This is a genomic window from Streptomyces sp. NPDC005805, from assembly GCF_040630445.1.
Classification (GTDB): Bacteria; Actinomycetota; Actinomycetes; order Streptomycetales; family Streptomycetaceae; genus Streptomyces.
Window position 1 is genome coordinate 90,716 of sequence record NZ_JBEXXN010000005.1, and the last position, 16,808, is coordinate 107,523.

Annotated in this window: 18 protein-coding genes and 1 pseudogene; 13 read left to right on the plus strand and 6 right to left on the minus strand. The window is 73.5% G+C overall.

Features of this window, described 5'->3' with window-relative positions:
• Nucleotides 1-94 precede the first annotated feature (94 nt).
• The 3 genes and pseudogenes from ABZ457_RS04955 to ABZ457_RS04965 form a co-directional block, all read left to right on the plus strand.
• On the plus strand, nt 95-1,252 hold the full coding sequence (locus tag ABZ457_RS04955; protein ID WP_359153937.1) for a UDP-N-acetylglucosamine--N-acetylmuramyl-(pentapeptide) pyrophosphoryl-undecaprenol N-acetylglucosamine transferase: 1,158 nt from the start codon (nt 95-97) through the stop codon (nt 1,250-1,252).
• A 188-nt stretch (nt 1,253-1,440) separates the two neighbouring features.
• Entirely contained in the window at nt 1,441-1,566 is a 126-nt protein-coding gene (locus ABZ457_RS04960; RefSeq protein ID WP_359153939.1) for a hypothetical protein, read from the plus strand.
• Between the two features lie 27 nt (nt 1,567-1,593).
• A pseudogene (locus tag ABZ457_RS04965) lies at nt 1,594-1,914 on the plus strand (sporulation protein); the annotation flags it as partial.
• Between the two features lie 375 nt (nt 1,915-2,289).
• On the opposite strand, the gene ABZ457_RS04970 reads toward ABZ457_RS04965, so the two are convergent.
• The gene (locus ABZ457_RS04970; RefSeq protein ID WP_359153941.1) at nt 2,290-2,943 is read right to left on the minus strand and encodes a PH domain-containing protein; all 654 of its coding nucleotides are present in this window, start codon (nt 2,941-2,943) and stop codon (nt 2,290-2,292) included.
• A 99-nt stretch (nt 2,944-3,042) separates the two neighbouring features.
• Here ABZ457_RS04970 and deoC point away from each other — a divergent pair, with 99 nt between their 5' ends.
• From deoC to ABZ457_RS04985, 3 genes are read left to right on the plus strand one after another with little or no spacing between them, the layout of a single operon-like run.
• Complete coding sequence (deoC, locus tag ABZ457_RS04975) at nt 3,043-3,993, plus strand: deoxyribose-phosphate aldolase (RefSeq protein WP_359154100.1); 951 nt, start codon at nt 3,043-3,045, stop codon at nt 3,991-3,993.
• 5 nt (nt 3,994-3,998) lie between these two features.
• Complete coding sequence (locus ABZ457_RS04980; protein WP_359153943.1) at nt 3,999-5,447, plus strand: aldehyde dehydrogenase family protein; 1,449 nt, start codon at nt 3,999-4,001, stop codon at nt 5,445-5,447.
• Nucleotides 5,440-6,327 (plus strand): aldehyde dehydrogenase family protein, encoded by an 888-nt coding sequence (locus ABZ457_RS04985; protein ID WP_359153946.1) that lies wholly within the window; start codon nt 5,440-5,442, stop codon nt 6,325-6,327. Before ABZ457_RS04980 ends, ABZ457_RS04985 begins: the two co-directional genes overlap by 8 nt.
• Before the next feature lie 114 nt (nt 6,328-6,441).
• On the opposite strand, the gene ABZ457_RS04990 is transcribed toward ABZ457_RS04985, so the two are convergent.
• The gene (locus ABZ457_RS04990) at nt 6,442-6,867 is read right to left on the minus strand and encodes a hypothetical protein (protein WP_359153948.1); all 426 of its coding nucleotides are present in this window, start codon (nt 6,865-6,867) and stop codon (nt 6,442-6,444) included.
• A gap of 153 nt (nt 6,868-7,020) precedes the next feature.
• Between ABZ457_RS04990 and ABZ457_RS04995 the strand changes: the two genes are divergently transcribed.
• The gene (locus ABZ457_RS04995; RefSeq protein WP_359153950.1) at nt 7,021-7,668 is read left to right on the plus strand and encodes an ATP-binding protein; all 648 of its coding nucleotides are present in this window, start codon (nt 7,021-7,023) and stop codon (nt 7,666-7,668) included.
• A 384-nt stretch (nt 7,669-8,052) separates the two neighbouring features.
• On the opposite strand, the gene ABZ457_RS05000 is transcribed toward ABZ457_RS04995, so the two are convergent.
• Complete coding sequence (locus ABZ457_RS05000) at nt 8,053-8,787, minus strand: SigE family RNA polymerase sigma factor (protein ID WP_359153952.1); 735 nt, start codon at nt 8,785-8,787, stop codon at nt 8,053-8,055.
• 169 nt (nt 8,788-8,956) lie between these two features.
• Between ABZ457_RS05000 and afsQ1 the strand changes: the two genes are divergently transcribed.
• From afsQ1 to ABZ457_RS05025, 5 genes are all read left to right on the plus strand, one after another.
• Nucleotides 8,957-9,634, plus strand: coding sequence for a two-component system response regulator AfsQ1 (gene afsQ1 / locus ABZ457_RS05005; RefSeq protein WP_199790018.1), 678 nt, complete (start codon nt 8,957-8,959; stop codon nt 9,632-9,634).
• A gap of 52 nt (nt 9,635-9,686) precedes the next feature.
• A complete protein-coding gene (locus ABZ457_RS05010; RefSeq protein WP_359153955.1) occupies nt 9,687-11,276 on the plus strand; it encodes a HAMP domain-containing sensor histidine kinase in 1,590 nt (529 codons plus the stop codon).
• Nucleotides 11,273-11,956 (plus strand): hypothetical protein, encoded by a 684-nt coding sequence (locus ABZ457_RS05015; protein ID WP_359153957.1) that lies wholly within the window; start codon nt 11,273-11,275, stop codon nt 11,954-11,956. Before ABZ457_RS05010 ends, ABZ457_RS05015 begins: the two co-directional genes overlap by 4 nt.
• A gap of 162 nt (nt 11,957-12,118) precedes the next feature.
• Complete coding sequence (locus ABZ457_RS05020) at nt 12,119-12,706, plus strand: VanZ family protein (protein WP_359154102.1); 588 nt, start codon at nt 12,119-12,121, stop codon at nt 12,704-12,706.
• Nucleotides 12,707-12,795: 89 nt separating this feature from the next.
• The gene (locus ABZ457_RS05025; protein ID WP_359153959.1) at nt 12,796-13,008 is read left to right on the plus strand and encodes a PspC domain-containing protein; all 213 of its coding nucleotides are present in this window, start codon (nt 12,796-12,798) and stop codon (nt 13,006-13,008) included.
• Between the two features lie 30 nt (nt 13,009-13,038).
• Here the strand turns inward: ABZ457_RS05025 and ABZ457_RS05030 are convergent, their stop codons facing one another.
• From ABZ457_RS05030 to ABZ457_RS05040, 3 genes are all read right to left on the minus strand, one after another.
• Nucleotides 13,039-13,761 (minus strand): hypothetical protein, encoded by a 723-nt coding sequence (locus tag ABZ457_RS05030; RefSeq protein WP_359153961.1) that lies wholly within the window; start codon nt 13,759-13,761, stop codon nt 13,039-13,041.
• A gap of 142 nt (nt 13,762-13,903) precedes the next feature.
• Nucleotides 13,904-14,266, minus strand: coding sequence for an ATP-binding protein (locus ABZ457_RS05035; RefSeq protein WP_359153963.1), 363 nt, complete (start codon nt 14,264-14,266; stop codon nt 13,904-13,906).
• A gap of 156 nt (nt 14,267-14,422) precedes the next feature.
• Entirely contained in the window at nt 14,423-15,538 is a 1,116-nt protein-coding gene (locus tag ABZ457_RS05040; RefSeq protein WP_359153965.1) for an adenosine deaminase, read from the minus strand.
• A 103-nt stretch (nt 15,539-15,641) separates the two neighbouring features.
• Between ABZ457_RS05040 and ABZ457_RS05045 the strand changes: the two genes are divergently transcribed.
• Complete coding sequence (locus ABZ457_RS05045) at nt 15,642-16,469, plus strand: alpha/beta hydrolase (RefSeq protein ID WP_359153967.1); 828 nt, start codon at nt 15,642-15,644, stop codon at nt 16,467-16,469.
• Nucleotides 16,470-16,808: the final 339 nt, after the last annotated feature.

A 16,808-nucleotide genomic window follows, 5' to 3' on the forward strand; every position in this document is an offset into this window, starting at 1 on the left:
CGGGCCGCCGTCCCTGTGCGCGGGCCGACGGGTGGCGGCAACCGCCGCGCGCCGGTGCCGACAGAATGGGCAGTTCGGCAGCGAAGGAGGCGGCATGGGATTCAGGCTTCTGGTGACGGGCGGAGGGACGGGTGGGCACACCTATCCGGCTCTGACCGCGGTGCGCACGCTGGAAGCGAGGCTGGCGGCGGAGGGGCGCCCCTTGGACGTGCTCTGGGTCGGGACCGAGGGTGGTCTGGAAGCGCGCGTGGCCGCCTCGGAGGGGCTCGCGTTTCGCGCGGTCGCGACAGGCAAGGTCCGGCGTTCCGGTAACCCGCTCAAGATGCTGTCGCCCGCGAACGTCAAGGACATGGGGCGGGTGCCGCTCGGGGCCGCACAGGCGCGGGCGATCGTCTCGGAGTTCCGGCCGGACGTCGTCCTCGCGACCGGCGGTTACGTGGCGGTCCCGATCGGGCTGGCGGCCAAGATGTGCCGCCGACCGCTGGTTGTGCACGAGCAGACGGCCCGGCTGGGGCTTGCGAACCGGGTGCTGGCGCGCGTGGCGGCCCGGGTCGCGGTGTCGTCGCCCTCGACGCTCGACCTGCTGCCCGATACGGCCCGGGCGGGCGCGGTCGTGACGGGCAACCCGGTCCGCCCGGAGGTGTTCACCGGGCGCCCGGAGAAGGCGATCGAGGCGCTGGGGCTGGTCGGCTTCGACCGGCGTCTCCCCACCGTGTACGTGACGGGTGGGGCGCAGGGCGCGCAGCAGATCAACCGCGCGGTCGGCGAGGTGCTGCCGTGGCTGCTGGAACACGCCAATGTGATCCACCAGTGCGGGCCGGCCAACGTCGCCGAGTTGGAGCGTTCCGCGGCCGGCCTGCCCGCCGCGCTCTCCGGCCGGTATCTGCTGACCGGATACGTCGGCCCGGAGCTGCCGGACGTCCTCGCCCTCGCGGACGTGGTGATCTCCCGAAGCGGCGCGGGCACGATCGCGGAGCTGACGGCACTCGGCAAGGCCGCGGTGCTGATCCCGCTGGCGACGTCGGCCGGGAACGAACAGGCCCACAACGCCTCCCACTTGCAGGAGCAGGGCGCGGCTGTCGCGGTGCTGGGCGAGGTGACGCCGCAACGGCTCACCGAGGCCGTCGGGCCACTGCTGGCCGACGCGGAGGCGCGGGAGACGATGGCCGGACGGGCCCGTGCGGCAGGTCGCCCCGACGCTGCGGAGCGGTTGGTCGATGTGCTGCTGGACGTCGGGGGCGGAGGCCGCTGACCCGGGCGCAAGGGGCCCGGAGACGACTCGCGCCCCCGGGCCCCTTGTGCTCTCAGAAGCGGGAAATGGCCCGTGTCCACCCACTGCGTTCTTCGAGTTCGTGGATTCCGCTGCTGTAGTGCGTGACGGCCTGGCCGTGGTCCTGGGGGCGGGGCTCGATCACGTCGAGCCTGGGGAGAGTATGGGAGATGAGAAGTTCGCCGTGCGCCATGCAGCGCGCCCAGACGTCCTCGACCTCGTCGATCGCAGGGTGGACGCTGAAGAGAGCCTCGGCGATGACCGGCCCCGAGTCGACGCCTGCGTCGATGCGGTGAATGGTGATACCGGCAGTCGTCTGTCCTTGGGACTCACGCTTCGGCGGGGGCAACTGGAAGACCTCCTCGGTTACCGAGTGTCTGCGCCTGCGGGCGGCACCGCTACTGACCGGCACGTACTCCGAGGCGATCGGCAAGGAGTTGTTCTCCGCAACCGCGGAACTCTCCCGCGTCGTGGGCTGGTCGGCCTTCGACATCGGCCAGCATGAGGCCGCACAGCGGCACTTCATTCAGGCGCTGCGTCTGGCCCGCGCGGCAGGGGACGTCCAAGGCGGCTGCTACGTCCTGACAACCATGTCCCTCCAGACGGCATTGCGCGGCTTTCCTCAGCAGGCCGCAGACATGGCGGCCCATCAGCCGTCGTCGGCCAGGCGGCCGAGGGACGGAGCCACACACGGGATCGCCACCCGTCGGCCCGCGCACAGGGACGGCGGCCCGCCGTGATCGTGGGGCCGGGGGCGTGGAGGGGGTCGGGTGCGGGACGTAGAGCGGGGTGCGGAAGGTGGGTTGCGCAGGTCTGGAGACTGAGCAGTCCCGTGCCCGAGGCCCCGGAACGCCACCGGGGCCGGCCTCCCGGACCGGGCCCCGCACAAGCAACGTCCCTGGGCCGGCCACCCCGACCGGGCCCCGCACGGGCAACGCCACCGGGGCCGGCCACCCCGACCGGGCCCCGCACAGGCAACGCACCCCCCGGCAACGCATCCCGCAGGGGCAACACCCCCGTCAGACCGACAGCAGCACCCCGAGCAGCACCGCCCCCGCCACCGTCGGCCCCATGACCTCGAAGGCCCAGCGCACCTGCGGCTCGCCCTGAGCGCCCGGGGCGGACGCGAGGCGTTCCGCCTGGGCGCGCAGGTCCGCGATCTTCTGGTCGGCAGGGGCCAGACGCGCCTCCGCGTCCGAGACGGAGGCCGTCGCGGACGTGTGCCCGTGCGGGTCGTCCGCCGCCCTCTGCATCTGCCGCCGCGCCGCCCGCTTCCGCTGCCGCAGCGAGACCGGCACCGCCCAGAGCTGGTACTTCGCGCCCCCGTGGGTGAAGACCTCGCTGGAGTACCCGGCGCGCACGTCCGCCACGCTCCCCCACGGAAGGACGATCGTGCGGAACGGGTTGCGCACGAAGAGCCGGCGCTCGTCCGCCCGCACCGCCGGCCGGAAGGTGAACGCGACGATCAGCGGGACCGCGAACAGCGCCCCCGCCAGCACCAGCCACGGCGTGCGCCCCTCGCCCCGGATCAGCGCGTCCACCGTGATCCAGGCGACGACCGCGAGCATCAGCGCGCCGCCCACCATCGCGCCGGTGGACCGGTACACCCGCTCCCCGGCGGCGTCGGGACCCGCGTCCGGGGTGTGCTGTGCGGAAGGCTCGGGGCTCGTCATGCCCCCGATTCTGCCGCACGGCGGACGCCCGCCATCAATCCGCCGCCCGCACCCCCCTGTACAGGCCGCTACGCGCGTAGATATGCTCCTCTGGTGACCATGCCCACCAATGCCCCAGCAGCACTCCCCGACGTGACCGCGTCCGACAGTGCGCTGCGCCGTTTCCTGCACGGGCTGCCCGGCGTCGACGCCGTCGGCCTGGAAGCGCGCGCCGCGTCCCTCGGCACCCGGTCGATCAAGACCACCTCGAAGGCGTACGCCATCGACCTGGCCATCTCGATGATCGACCTCACGACGCTCGAAGGCGCGGACACCCCGGGCAAGGTCCGGGCGCTCGCCGCCAAGGCCGTGCATCCCGATCCGACCGACCGGTCCACCCCGACCACCGCCGCGGTCTGCGTGTACCCGGACATGGTGGCGACCGCCAAGGCCGCGCTGAACGGCGCCGACGTCAAGGTCGCCTCCGTCGCCACCGCGTTCCCGGCCGGCCGCGCCGCCCTCGACGTCAAGCTCGCCGACACCCGGGACGCCGTCGCGGCCGGGGCCGACGAAATCGACATGGTGATCGACCGCGGTGCCTTCCTCGCCGGGAAGTACCTCAAGGTCTACGAGGAGATCCTGGCGGTGAAGGAGGCGTCCGGCGCCGCCCGCCTGAAGGTCATCTTCGAGACCGGCGAGCTGTCCACGTACGACAACATCCGCCGCGCCTCCTGGCTCGGCATGCTCGCGGGCGCGGACTTCATCAAGACCTCGACCGGCAAGGTCGCGGTGAACGCGACCCCGGCGAACACCCTGCTGATGCTGGAGGCCGTCCGCGACTTCCGGGAGCAGACTGGGGTGCAGGTGGGTGTGAAGCCCGCCGGCGGAATCCGCACGTCCAAGGACGCGATCAAGTTCCTGGTGCTGGTCAACGAGACCGCGGGCACGGACTGGCTGGACAACCACTGGTTCCGCTTCGGCGCTTCCAGCCTGCTGAACGATCTGCTGATGCAGCGGCAGAAGCTCGCCACCGGCCGCTACTCCGGCCCCGACTACGTGACGGTGGACTGATCACCATGGCTTCCGCTTCCCCCTCCCCCTTCGAGTACGCGCCGGCCCCCGAGTCGCGTTCCGTCGTCGACATCGCCCCCTCGTACGGGCTGTTCATCGACGGCGAGTTCACCGACGCCGCCGACGGCAAGGTCTTCAAGACGGTCTCCCCGTCCACCGAGGAGGTCCTCTCCGAGGTCGCCCGGGCGGGCGCCGCGGACGTCGACCGGGCGGTGAAGGCCGCGCGCAAGGCGTTCGAGAAGTGGTCCGCGCTGCCGGGCTCCGAGCGCGCCAAGTACCTGTTCCGGATCGCCCGGATCATCCAGGAGCGCAGCCGTGAGCTGGCCGTCCTGGAGACCCTGGACAACGGCAAGCCGATCAAGGAGACGCGCGACGCGGACCTCCCCCTGGTCGCGGCGCACTTCTTCTACTACGCGGGCTGGGCCGACAAGCTCGGCCACGCCGGTTTCGGCGCGGACCCGCGGCCGCTGGGCGTGGCCGGCCAGGTCATCCCGTGGAACTTCCCGCTGCTGATGCTCGCGTGGAAGATCGCCCCGGCGCTCGCCACCGGCAACACGGTGGTGCTCAAGCCCGCCGAGACGACCCCCCTCTCCGCCCTGTTCTTCGCGGACATCTGCCGCCAGGCGGGCCTGCCCAAGGGTGTCGTCAACATCCTCCCCGGCTACGGGGACGCCGGTGCCGCGCTCGTCGAGCACCCGGATGTGAACAAGGTCGCCTTCACCGGCTCGACCGCCGTCGGCAAGGCCATCGCGCGCCAGGTCGCCGGCACGGAGAAGAAGGTCACCCTGGAGCTGGGCGGCAAGGGCGCCAACATCGTCTTCGACGACGCCCCGATCGACCAGGCCGTCGAGGGCATCGTCGGCGGCATCTTCTTCAACCAGGGCCAGGTCTGCTGCGCGGGCAGCCGCCTCCTCGTGCAGGAGTCGGTCCAGGAGGAGCTGCTGGACTCGCTGAAGCGCCGGCTCTCCACGCTGCGCCTCGGCGACCCGCTGGACAAGAACACCGACATCGGCGCGATCAACTCCGAGGAGCAGCTCTCCCGGATCACCTCCCTGGTGGAGGCCGGCGAGGCCGAGGGCGCCGAGCGCTGGTCGCCCGCCTGCGAGCTGCCGGCCTCGGGCTACTGGTTCGCGCCCACGCTGTTCACGAACGTCACCCAGGCGCACACCATCGCCCGGGACGAGATCTTCGGCCCGGTCCTCTCGGTGCTCACCTTCCGCACCCCGGACGAGGCCGTGGCCAAGGCGAACAACAGCCAGTACGGCCTGTCGGCGGGCATCTGGACGGAGAAGGGCTCGCGCATCCTGGCGGTCGCGAACAAGCTCCGCGCGGGTGTGGTGTGGGCCAACACGTTCAACAAGTTCGACCCGACCTCGCCCTTCGGCGGCTACAAGGAGTCGGGCTTCGGCCGCGAGGGCGGCCGCCACGGTCTGGAGGCCTACCTCGATGTCTGACGGGCGACTGAACGTCTTCAAGACCTACAAGCTGTACGTCGGGGGCAAGTTCCCCCGCTCCGAGAGCGGCCGGGTGTACGAGGTGACGGACTCGAAGGGCAAGTGGCTGGCGAACGCCCCGCTCTCCTCCCGCAAGGACGCCCGGGACGCGGTGGTCGCGGCCCGCAAGGCGTTCGGCGGCTGGTCGGGCGCGACGGCGTACAACCGCGGCCAGGTGCTCTACCGCGTCGCCGAGATGCTGGAGGGCCGCCGGGACCAGTTCGTGCGGGAGGTGGCGGACGCGGAGGGCCTGTCCAAGTCGAAGGCGGCCGCGGTCGTGGACGCGGCGATCGACCGCTGGGTCTGGTACGCGGGCTGGACGGACAAGATCGCCCAGGTCGTGGGCGGGGCGAACCCGGTCGCGGGCCCGTTCTTCAACCTGTCGACGCCCGAGCCGACCGGTGTGGTGACGGTCCTCGCGCCGCAGAAGTCCTCGTTCCTGGGCCTGGTGTCGGTGATCGCCCCGGTGATCGCCACCGGCAACACGGTCGTCGTGATCGCCGCCGAGGACGCGCCGCTGCCCGCCCTCTCGCTGGCCGAGGTGCTGGCCACCTCCGATGTGCCGGGCGGGGTGGTCAACATCCTCTCCGGCCGCACGGCGGAGCTCGCGGCCCCGCTCGCCGCGCACCAGGACGTCAACGGGATCGACCTGACCGGTGCCGGCGAGGAGCTGGCGAAGGAGCTGGAGGTCGCGGCGGCGGACAACCTGAAGCGCGTACTGCGTCCACAGGCTGTGGATTTCTCGGCGGACCCGGGCACGTCCCGGCTGACCGCGTTCCTGGAGACCAAGACGGTCTGGCACCCCACGGGTTCGCTGGGCGCGTCCGGCTCGGCGTACTGAGCCACTCCCCCCTCGGGCCCCTGAGGGCCCGCCCGGTCCGAAGCCCCCGGCGTCCGTCCGCGCCGGGGGCTTCTCCGTGCCCGGGTCCCGGCGCGGGGACGGGGACGGGGCGCGTTACGGGAGGAGGCCGCCGACGACCGGGCCGACGGCGGGCAGGTCCTCCAGTGCCTGGCCGCGGGTGATGTTGTCGGTCACCAGGGCGGTGCTCACCGGCTGGAAGTCGGCGACCTGGGTGCCCACGGCGTTGTCCAGCGGGTCGACGCCGGTGTTCGCCAGCGGGTGGAGCTGGAGGCTCTTGAGCTCGCTCACGCCCTCCACGGAGCGGGTCGCCACGCCCGTCAGGGTCTGGAGGGGCGCCGCGGCCGAGGCGGTGTCCAGGCCGACGGGCGCGGCGGAGGCGGCCGGGGCGGGGGCGGCCTGCGCGGGGGCGGCCTGCGCGCTCGCCGCGCCCGCGCCGAGGGCGGCACCCGCCGCGGCGACGGTCAGTCCGGCGCGCAGCAGGGCGCCGCGGCGGGGGGAGGGAGCTGCGTGACGAGCCATGGTCGTTCCTTGTCTAGGGGGTACGCGGGTGGTGGTGCCGGGTGACGGGCGGTCTGCGGACCGTAGTCGCGGCGGGGTCGCGGTGTGAGACTGGTTACCGATCACGTGCTCGGGGGGTTGCCCGCCCGGTTGGATGCGTCAGACTTGTCTCCCGTGAGTTCCCAACCCATACCGACCCGCGTCGTGCTGCTCGCGGGCCCCTCCGGCTCCGGAAAGTCGTCCCTCGCCGCCCGGACCGGACTGCCGGTGCTGCGCCTGGACGACTTCTACAAGGAGGGCAACGACCCGACGCTGCCCCTGGTGACGGGCAGCGCCGACATCGACTGGGACTCGCCCGCGTCCTGGGACGCGGAGGCGGCCGTCGCCGCGATCGCCGAACTGTGCGCGACGGGCCGTACCGAGGTCCCGGTGTACGACCTCGCCACCAGCTCCCGCACGGGCCGGGAGACCTTCGACATCGCGCGCACCCCGCTGTTCGTGGCGGAGGGCATCTTCGCGGCCGAGATCGTCCGCCGCTGCCAGGAACTCGGCTTCCTCGCCGACGCGCTGTGCCTGCGCGGGCGGCCGTCGACGACCTTCCGCCGGCGGCTCGCCCGGGATCTGCGGGAGGGCCGCAAGTCGGTGCCGTTCCTGCTGCGGCGCGGCTGGCGGCTGATGCGCGCGGAGCGGGGCATCGTCGCGCGCCAGACGGGTCTGGGCGCGCACCCCTGCGGACGGGACGAGGCGCTGGGCCGGCTCGCGGACGCGGCGGCCGGCCGCTGCCGCACCCCCGCCCCGCCGAAGCCGAAGCTCACGGCCTGACGGGGCGGGCGCCAGGCATATGTGCCTCCTGCACACGTGCGGCCCGCACACGTCTGGCGCGGACACATCCGGCCCGCACATAGGCGCGGCGCACATGTGCCCTCGCCCCACGGGCCCCACGCACATGTGCGCCGCCCACACGTGTGCCGCGCACAAGGAAGCGGGGCCGGACGGAACCCCCTGGTCCGTCCGACCCCGCTTCTCCCCCGTGGATCCGCGATTCCCCCGTGGATCCCTCCCGCCGCTTCCCCCGAAGCGGCGGGCCGTGCTTCCCCCGTGATCCCCCGTTCCCCCCGTTTCCCCCGTGGCGCGGTGTCCCCGTGTCCCCCGTGGACCCCGCTGCCGCCGTCTCCCCCCGGGACGGCGGACGTCTCTTCCCGTCCCTCAGGCCACCAGCTCGCCGAAGGACTCCTCCTCGTCACGGCCGAAGCTGAGGACCTCGTCCTCGCGCAGCCGGCGGAGCGAGCGCCAGATGCTGGACTTCACCGTGCCGACACTGATGTCCAGGATGTCCGCGATCTCCGGGTCGGTGCGGCCCTCGTAGTAGCGCAGGACCAGCATCGTCCGCTGGAGTTCGGGCAGCCTGGCCAGCGCCTGCCACAGGACCGCGCGCAGCTCGGTGCCCCGCATCGCGTCGGTGTCGCCTGCCGTCTCCGGCAGCTCCTCCGTGGGGTACTCGTTGAGCTTGCGCCGGCGCCAGGCGCTGATGTGCAGGTTGGTCATCGTGCGGCGGAGGTATCCGCCGACCGCCGCCTTGTCGCTGATCCGGTCCCACGCCCGGTAGGTCGAGAACAGCGCGCTCTGGAGCAGGTCCTCGGCCTCGTGGCGGTCACCGGTCAGGTGGTAGGCGGTCGCGTACAGAGAGGCGCGGCGTTCCTGCACGTAGGTGGTGAACTCCACCTCCGACGGAGACGTCCGCTCCCCCGTGGCCTCTCCGTACGCGGCCCTGCCGCCCCCCGCGGCGGCGTCCACGACCGCCATGAACGGCGGCTTGTGCTGGCGCCCGGCGCCGCGAACGCACCCCCGTCCGGTCACGGCGCCGGACTTCTCGGTGCTCCGCGCGACGTCGTGGAGACGCGTGACAACTGCGCTGGAGGTGGTGCTGTGCAGTGCGTTCATCTCGCGCCCCCCGTCGAGTGGAGTCCGTTCGTTCGGTGTGACAAGAAGCTTGCCCGGCCACTTTCATCGCGGTGTCCGCCGACTGTCACAGGCACGTCACAGAGGCCCCCGCAACCGGTGATGCTCCACGGGAGTCGAACCCTCGCTGCCCATGGGCCAGAATGGGCCCGTGCCTTTCCTGTTGCTGATCGAGGACGACGACGCCATCCGCACGGCCCTCGAACTCTCCCTGACCCGCCAGGGCCACCGTGTGGCCACCGCGGCGACGGGCGAGGACGGCCTCCAACTGCTGCGCGAGCAGCGACCGGATCTGATCGTGCTGGATGTGATGCTGCCCGGGATCGACGGCTTCGAGGTGTGCCGCCGCATCAGGCGCACCGATCAGCTGCCGATCATCCTGCTGACCGCGCGCAGCGACGACATCGACGTCGTCGTCGGCCTGGAGTCCGGTGCGGACGACTACGTCGTCAAGCCGGTCCAGGGCCGGGTGCTGGACGCGCGCATCCGCGCCGTGCTGCGCCGCGGCGAGCGCGAGTCGACCGACTCGGCGACCTTCGGGTCCCTGGTCATCGACCGCTCCGCGATGACGGTCACCAAGAACGGCGACGACCTCCAGCTCACCCCGACCGAGCTGCGCCTGCTGCTGGAGCTGAGCCGGCGGCCCGGACAGGCGCTGTCCCGGCAGCAGTTGCTGCGCCTGGTCTGGGAGCACGACTACCTCGGCGACTCCCGGCTGGTGGACGCCTGTGTGCAGCGGCTGCGGGCGAAGGTGGAGGACGTGCCGTCCTCGCCGACCCTGATCCGCACGGTGCGCGGTGTCGGCTACCGGCTGGACGTCCCGCAGTGACCCACACGCACACATCCGGCCGGGCGCGCCGCGCGACGGCCGGGGGCCCGCGGTGAGCGCGGGCGCCAGGCGCGGCATACTCGCCCGGCTCCGGCTGACCAGTCTGCGGCTGCGGCTGGTCGTCGTCTTCGCCCTGGTCGCGCTGACCGCCGCCGTGTCCGCGTCCGGTATCGCGTACTGGCTGAACCGCGAGGCGGTGCTGACCCGGACGCAGGAGGCCGCGCTCGACGACTTCCGGCGCGAGATGCAGAACCGGGCCGCGACCCTGCCGCCCGTGCCCACCCAGGACGAACTCCAGCGCACCGCCGAGCAGATGGCGTCCGGCGGCGACTACAGCGTGGTCCTGATCGGCGAGCGGGAGGCGGGCAAGCCCATCACCGGGGTGTCCGAACCGGACGCGTTCACCGTGGAGGACGTCCCGCAGTCCCTGAAGGACGCCGTGGACGACCGGCAGGAGGTGGGGTCGGGCAACGCGGCCCCGTACCACCTGTACTGGCAGCGGATCGAGCGGGGCGGCGCGCCCTATCTGGTCGGCGGGACCCGGATCGTGGGCGGCGGGCCGACCGGCTATCTGCTGAAGTCGCTGGACCAGGAGCGCGAGGACCTCGCCTCGCTGGGCTGGTCGCTGGCGATCGCGACGCTGCTCGCGCTGATAGGTTCCGCCCTCCTCGCCCAGGCCGCCGCCACCACCGTCCTCAAGCCCGTCCACCGGCTGGGCGAGGCGGCCCGTCGGCTCGGCGAGGGCAAGCTCGACACCCGGCTGCGGGTCTCCGGCACGGACGAACTGGCCGAGCTGTCACGGACGTTCAACAAGACGGCGGCCTCGCTGGAGAAGAAGGTCGCCTACATGAGCGCCCGGGACGAGTCGAGCCGCCGGTTCGTGGCCGACATGTCCCATGAGCTGCGCACCCCGCTGACCGCGCTGACCGCCGTCACCGAGGTGCTGGAGGACGAGGCGGACTCGCTCGACCCGATGATCGCCCCGGCGGTGAACCTGGTGGTGAGCGAGACGCGCCGGCTGTACGACCTGGTGGAGAACCTGATGGAGGTCACCCGCTTCGACGCGGGCACCGCCCGGCTGGTCCTCGACACGGTCGACGTCGCCGACCAGGTCACCGCCTGCATCGACGCCCGGGCCTGGCTGGACGCCGTCGAACTGGACGCCGAGCGCGGGATCATGGCGCGCCTGGACCCGCGGCGGCTCGACGTGATCCTGGCCAACCTGATCGGCAACGCCCTGAAGCACGGCGGCTCCCCGGTGCGGGTCTCGGTCCGCCCGGAGGAGGACGAGCTGGTGATCGAGGTGCGCGACCACGGTCCCGGGATCCCCGAGGAGGTGCTGCCGCACGTCTTCGACCGCTTCTACAAGGCGAGCGCCTCCCGGCCCCGGTCCGAGGGCAGCGGACTGGGCCTGTCGATCGCCATGGAGAACGCCCACATCCACGGCGGCGACATCACCGCCGCCAACTCGCCCGACGGCGACGGCGCCGTCTTCGTGCTGCGCCTCCCGCACGGCACCGACGCCCTCGACGACCCGGAGGCGAACGGCGACGGGGACACCACCCCGCCCGCCGGCCCGGACCACGGCCACGACCCCCGCACCGGCCCCGGCGGCGGACACGGAGAGGACGACGCACGGTGACGCCCCCTGTCAGTCGCGACCGCCCGGGGACCCGGGTCCGGACCGGACCGGCGGGCCGGGCGCGGCGAACCCGCGCCGCGGCGCTGCTCGGCCTGGCCGGGGCGCTGGCCCTCGCGGGCTGCGGCATCCGGCCGACGCAGGTACCCGTGGAGGCGGGCCCGGCCCCCTCCCGGGTGCCCTGCGAGGTATCGGCCGACGACATGACCCCGCAGTCGGGGCGGACCGGCATCCCGCTGCGCGTGTATCTGGTGTGCGCGACCCAGCTGGTGCCGGTGGAGCGCACGGCGGCGACACCGGACGACAAGGCTGCCGCCAGCCGGCTGCACGCGGCGCAGACCCTGCTCGACGCGCTCCAGCAGGACCCGTCGACGGCCGAGCACGAGGCGGGCCTGATGACCTATCTGCGCGGCCCGCTGGTGCTCAGCGGCGCCCGGGAGGGGGACCCGGAGGGCACCCTGCGGCTCAGCCGCCCGCCCGAGGACCTGCCGGCCGAGGGGCTGGCGCAGCTCGTGTGCACCCTGGTGGAGACCCGCTCGGGCCGAAACGGCGCGCTGCTGCTGGGCGGGCCGGGCGACTGGGCGCCGCGCGCGTACCTCTGCCCGCCCTCGGTCAAGGAGCGTCCCGAGGACGTGGTCCCGACCCGCAGCCCGCTCCCCGCCCCGGCCCCGGGCGCCTCCTGACCCGCGCGCCCCGGCGCACCCGCCCCCGCGCCGCCTCACCCGCTCCCGCACCCTTCCCGGGCCGGGCGCCCCGCCCCCGTGCGCACGCCCCCTGAGCGATGTGGGCACGGTCACCGCGGAATGTGCGGAACCGTTTCACGAGGAGTGCGCGTCTTGGGGGGCGTGCAGCGTCAAGGTCCCGGCGGCAGTGCCGCCATCCGCTTCCGCACGGCGGGGCTCGTGCTCCTCCTCTCCCATCTGCTGCTCGTCGCCTGGCTGACTCTGCGTCCGCGCGACGTGCTGTGGGTGACCGCGGCGAACCTGGAGCCGCTCGCCGGAATCCGGGCCTCCCTGGAGCTGGGTCTCGTGGCGGGCGCCCGGCACATCGGCGGCGGGCTGCTCCTGCTCGCGCCGCTCGGGGTGCTGCTGCCCCTGGCCGGCGGCCGGATCAGCGTCTCCCCCTGGGGGTCCCTGACCCGGACGGTGGCGGCCGGGGCGCTGCTGTCGCTGGGCATCGAGCTGCTGCAGACCGGGGTGCCGGGGCAGGTCGTGGACATCGACTCGCTGCTGCTGAACACCGCCGGCGTCGCCCTGGCGCATCTGGCGGTGGTCCCCGCGGGCCGGGCCCGGCTGCGCCGCCGGACGGCCGGCCGCTCCACCGCGCCCACCCACCGCGGGGAGGGCCCGGGGGCGGAGCGCGGTGCCCTGCTCAGGGACGAGCGGCCCCTGAGTCCGACCCCGACGATTCCCGGGGTCGGGATCGCCCCGTAGAGCGACGTTTCCTCCCCGTTCGCGCGGCCACCATGGAGATACCGGGAGCACACGGAGGTTCCCGGCACCACGACTCGAAGGAGTTCACCATGGCCGCGATAGTCCGCCCCGATCAGGGACGCGTACTCGGCGGGGTGTGCGCGGGGCTCGCCCGGCGCTTCGGCACCTCCGCGACCACGATGCGCGTGATCTTCCTGGCGTCCTGCCTGCTGCCCGGCCCGCAGTTCCTGCTCTACGCGGCGCTGTGGATCCTGCTGCCCTCGGAGCGGAAGGCCGGCCGCTCCACCGCCACCGCCTGGTGAACCGCACCGGCCCGCCCGGCCGGGGCGGGCTCAGGAGGAAACGGTCCGCAGGAGCTTCGCCAGCTGTGCGTCGGCGACCTCCCGCGGGACGCGCGGCGGGGTCCGGCCCGCGAGGTCGAGCGCCATGAACCGGGCGACGGCCGCCCCCTCCCGCACCACCACCAGATGGAGCGCGGTCTCGGTGCCGCCGGTCCGGGCGAGCGCGGTCCAGGAGACCGTCTCGTCGGCGCCGGGCACGGTGTACGCGGTGCGCCGCACCGGTCCGTACGCGGCCGTCCGGCCGTCCAACGACGCCTCGAAACCGCCGGCGCAGGCGTCCAGGGCGCTCCGGATGCCGCGGGTGAGCCCGGCCGCGTCGGACGGCTCGTAGGAGCTGAGGGACACCGAGACGGCGAGGCCGAGGTGTTCCAGGGAGCCGAGGCCGCGGTGGACGCTGTGCCGGGCCCGGTCGCCGGGCCGGTCCCCCATCGCCTCGGCCAGCGGGCGGCAGGCCGCGCGGTCCGCCCGGGGCCGGCCGTCCGGGGTGAGGGCGGTGTCGGCGGAGACCTGGAAGCCGGGGAGGTCGTCGGCGGCCAGGGCCGCCTTCTCCAGGCGCTCCGCGCCGGGCGGCGCCGCGACGCCCCCGGCCGGGGGCTCGGCGTCCGCGCTCCCCCGTGCCGCCGCGGGCGCGCTCGCCCCGCTCGTGCAGCCCGGGAGGGTCAGCAGCAGGCAGGCGGCGAGCAGCGGGGGCGCGGCGGCGGTCAGGGCACGCATGCCGGGATCCTGGCACAGCGGCCGTCCGGCTGTCCGCGGAAACGTTCCGGACGCGGCCCGGGCACAAGGGCGTTCGCGACGCCGTGGGGCGCGCACCCGGACCGGGTGCGCGCCCCACGGGTGTACCGCACGGCGGCTCGGGTCAGTTGGTCAGACCGCCGGGGACCAGGCCGCCGCCCAGCTCGCCGGTCTTCAGGCCGCCGATCAGGCCGTGCACGGGAGCCGCGGCGTCCTCGCTGGACAGCGTCTCACCGGCCGTCTCCTGGAGGGTGCCGGGCAGCGTGGTGACGGCGCCGGTGAGCGCGTTCTGGCCGCCGGCCAGGGCCTGGGGAGCGCCGGCGGGCAGCTTGGACGCGGCCTCCTGCACCGGCGCGACCTGGCCCACGGTGCCCAGCAGGCCCGTGGCGTCGGGGAGGGCGGGGGCGGCCGAGGCGGTTCCGGCGGCGGCAGCGGCGAACGCGGCACCGAGAGCGGCGGCGCCGAGGGTCTTTGCGGACTGCTTCATCACAGACGTATCCCTTGGGGACGGAAATATGAGCGGCTCCGCAAGCTAGTCAGCCTCCCACAGGACCCGCAAACACCGCGAAACGGCCGCGGATCGATCTCCGCGGCCGTTTCACCACCCTCGCGCCGGAACGCTCCCCACGCCCCTGACCTGGGCCTATCGGAACAGCCACTCCGCCTTCAGCTCGGCGTAACCGGGCTTGATCACGTCATTGATCATCGCGAGTCGTTCATCGAAAGGAATGAACGCGGACTTCATCGCATTGACGGTGAACCACTGCATGTCGTCGAGCGTGTATCCGAAGGTCTCACACAGCAGCTCGAATTCACGGCTCATGCTGGTGCCGCTCATCAGCCGGTTGTCGGTGTTGACCGTGGTCCGGAAGTGCAGCCTGCGCAGCAGTCCGATCGGATGGTCCGCGTACGAGTCGGCCGCTCCGGTCTGGAGGTTGGACGTCGGGCACATCTCCAGCGGGATGCGCTTGTCGCGGACGTAGGAGGCGAGCCGGCCGAGGGTGACCGAGCCGTCCTCGGCGACCTCGATGTCGTCGATGATCCGCACCCCGTGGCCCAGGCGGTCGGCGCCGCACCACTGGAGGGCCTGCCAGATGGACGGCAGGCCGAAGGCCTCGCCCGCGTGGATGGTGAAGTGGTTGTTCTCGCGCTTGAGGTACTCGAAGGCGTCCAGGTGGCGGGTGGGCGGGAAGCCGGCCTCCGCGCCCGCGATGTCGAAGCCGACGACGCCCGAGTCCCGGTAGCGGTTGGCCAGTTCGGCGATCTCCAGCGCCCGGGCCGCGTGCCGCATCGCGGTGAGCAGCGCGCCGACGCGGATGCGGTGGCCGCTCTCCTTCGCGCGCCGCTCGCCCTCCCGGAAGCCCTCGTTGACCGCCTCGACGACCTCCTCCAGGGTCAGCCCGGCCTCCAGGTGCTGCTCGGGGGCGTAGCGGACCTCGGCGTAGACGACGCCGTCCTCGGCCAGGTCCTCCGCGCACTCGGCGGCCACCCGGAACAGCGCGTCGCGGGTCTGCATGACGGCGCAGGTGTGGGCGAAGGTCTCCAGATAGCGTTCCAGGGAACCGGAGTCGGCCGCCTCGCGGAACCAGATGCCCAGCTTGTCGGGCTCGGTCTCGGGCAGTGCCTCGTAGCCGGTCTCCCGGGCGAGGTCGACGATCGTGCCCGGGCGCAGACCGCCGTCCAGATGGTCGTGGAGGAGCACCTTGGGCGCGCGGCGGATCTGGTCTCCGGTGGGTGAATCAGGGCTCTGGCTCGTCATCTCCGCACTCTAACGCCTACGCGCGTAGATCGTGCAGCGTCGATACGTAACAGTGACCGCGCGTACGGGTGGCGTACACCTGGCCTTCTGAGACTGTTGGCCCATGGCACACCGCGCACTGCCCCGGTGGTGGGGACAGGCAACAGCCCGCAGTGACAGAGCAGTCGACGAGTCCCCGGGCACCGGCCGCGTCCCGGCACAGGCCCGCCTCGGCGACGTCGCCGTCCGCCTCCCGGAGCAGACGCCGGTGGGCGGTGTCGTCCTCCTCCTCCCGAACGGCGAGGCCGAGTCCGAGCGGCGTCCCTCGGCATTCTCCTCCGCGTCGGTCCTCCCGCTCGGCCGCACCCTCGCCCGCGCGGGGCGCGCGGAGGGGCTGCTCGTGCACCGGGTGCGCTACCGCAGCCGGGGCTGGAACGGCACCGAGGCCCGGCTCGCCGCGGACGCGAGCTGGGCGGCGGAGGAGGTGGTACGCCGTTACGGCGATGTGCCGGTCTGCCTCGCGGGCCACGGCATGGGCGGCCGGGCGGCCCTGCGCGCGGCGGGGCACCCGGCGGTGACCTCCGTCCTGGCCCTCGCGCCCTGGCTGCCGGCGGAGGACCCCTCGGCCGCGCCGGAACCGGTGGCCCAACTCACGGGCCGCCTGGTCCTGATCGTCCACGGCACCAACGACCGGGCGACCGACCCGGAACTCTCCTACCGCCTCGCGGCCCGCGCCAAGAAGACCAACCGGGACGTGTGCCGCTTCGAAGTCCACGCGGACGGGCACGGGTTGCGGCAGTACCAGGACGAAGTCCTGGCCCTCTCCGCGGACTTCGTCCTCGGCTCCCTCTTCACCCGCCGCTACGCCCGCCCGGTCGCCGACGCGCTGGCGGCTCCGCCGCCGCTGGGGCTGCGCATGCCGCTCTCCGCGGGCTTCGGCCGCTGGCGCTAGGCCCGCCCCGGGGCGGGCGGGCCAGGGGTCGGTGGCGGGCCCAGGGCCGGTGGTGGGTGCCGGGGCGCGGGAACTCCGGACGGGGGATCGCGGACTGCTTTACTCACCGCACTCACCGCGCTCCGCGCGAGCTGCGTCGCTTTACGTCCGCTCACCCCCCTCCTCCGCCCCCACGCCCCTCCCGCCGCCCTCCGACCTCGGCCATCGGCCGGCCGTTGCCCGTGCCCCCTCCCGGGCGTAGCGGCGCAGCTCAGCCATGGTGGGGAGGCCGGGGCCGTGCAGGGGTCGTGTACGGGACGTGCGGCGTGGCCCGGAAGCCGGGTGGGCAGGCCGCGCGTC

What these genes read in the sequence shown, in the direction of transcription:
- ABZ457_RS04955 (WP_359153937.1), top strand. Translation starts at nt 95, where the DNA reads ATGGGATTCAGGCTTCTGGTGACGGGCGGAGGGACGGGTGGGCACACC.
- ABZ457_RS04960 (WP_359153939.1), top strand. Translation starts at nt 1,441, where the DNA reads ATGAGAAGTTCGCCGTGCGCCATGCAGCGCGCCCAGACGTCCTCGACC.
- ABZ457_RS04970 (WP_359153941.1), bottom strand. Translation starts at nt 2,943, where the DNA reads ATGACGAGCCCCGAGCCTTCCGCACAGCACACCCCGGACGCGGGTCCC.
- deoC (WP_359154100.1), top strand. Translation starts at nt 3,043, where the DNA reads ATGCCCACCAATGCCCCAGCAGCACTCCCCGACGTGACCGCGTCCGAC.
- ABZ457_RS04980 (WP_359153943.1), top strand. Translation starts at nt 3,999, where the DNA reads ATGGCTTCCGCTTCCCCCTCCCCCTTCGAGTACGCGCCGGCCCCCGAG.
- ABZ457_RS04985 (WP_359153946.1), top strand. Translation starts at nt 5,440, where the DNA reads ATGTCTGACGGGCGACTGAACGTCTTCAAGACCTACAAGCTGTACGTC.
- ABZ457_RS04990 (WP_359153948.1), bottom strand. Translation starts at nt 6,867, where the DNA reads ATGGCTCGTCACGCAGCTCCCTCCCCCCGCCGCGGCGCCCTGCTGCGC.
- ABZ457_RS05000 (WP_359153952.1), bottom strand. Translation starts at nt 8,787, where the DNA reads ATGAACGCACTGCACAGCACCACCTCCAGCGCAGTTGTCACGCGTCTC.
- ABZ457_RS05025 (WP_359153959.1), top strand. Translation starts at nt 12,796, where the DNA reads ATGGCCGCGATAGTCCGCCCCGATCAGGGACGCGTACTCGGCGGGGTG.
- ABZ457_RS05030 (WP_359153961.1), bottom strand. Translation starts at nt 13,761, where the DNA reads ATGCGTGCCCTGACCGCCGCCGCGCCCCCGCTGCTCGCCGCCTGCCTG.
- ABZ457_RS05035 (WP_359153963.1), bottom strand. Translation starts at nt 14,266, where the DNA reads ATGAAGCAGTCCGCAAAGACCCTCGGCGCCGCCGCTCTCGGTGCCGCG.
- ABZ457_RS05040 (WP_359153965.1), bottom strand. Translation starts at nt 15,538, where the DNA reads ATGACGAGCCAGAGCCCTGATTCACCCACCGGAGACCAGATCCGCCGC.
- ABZ457_RS05045 (WP_359153967.1), top strand. Translation starts at nt 15,642, where the DNA reads ATGGCACACCGCGCACTGCCCCGGTGGTGGGGACAGGCAACAGCCCGC.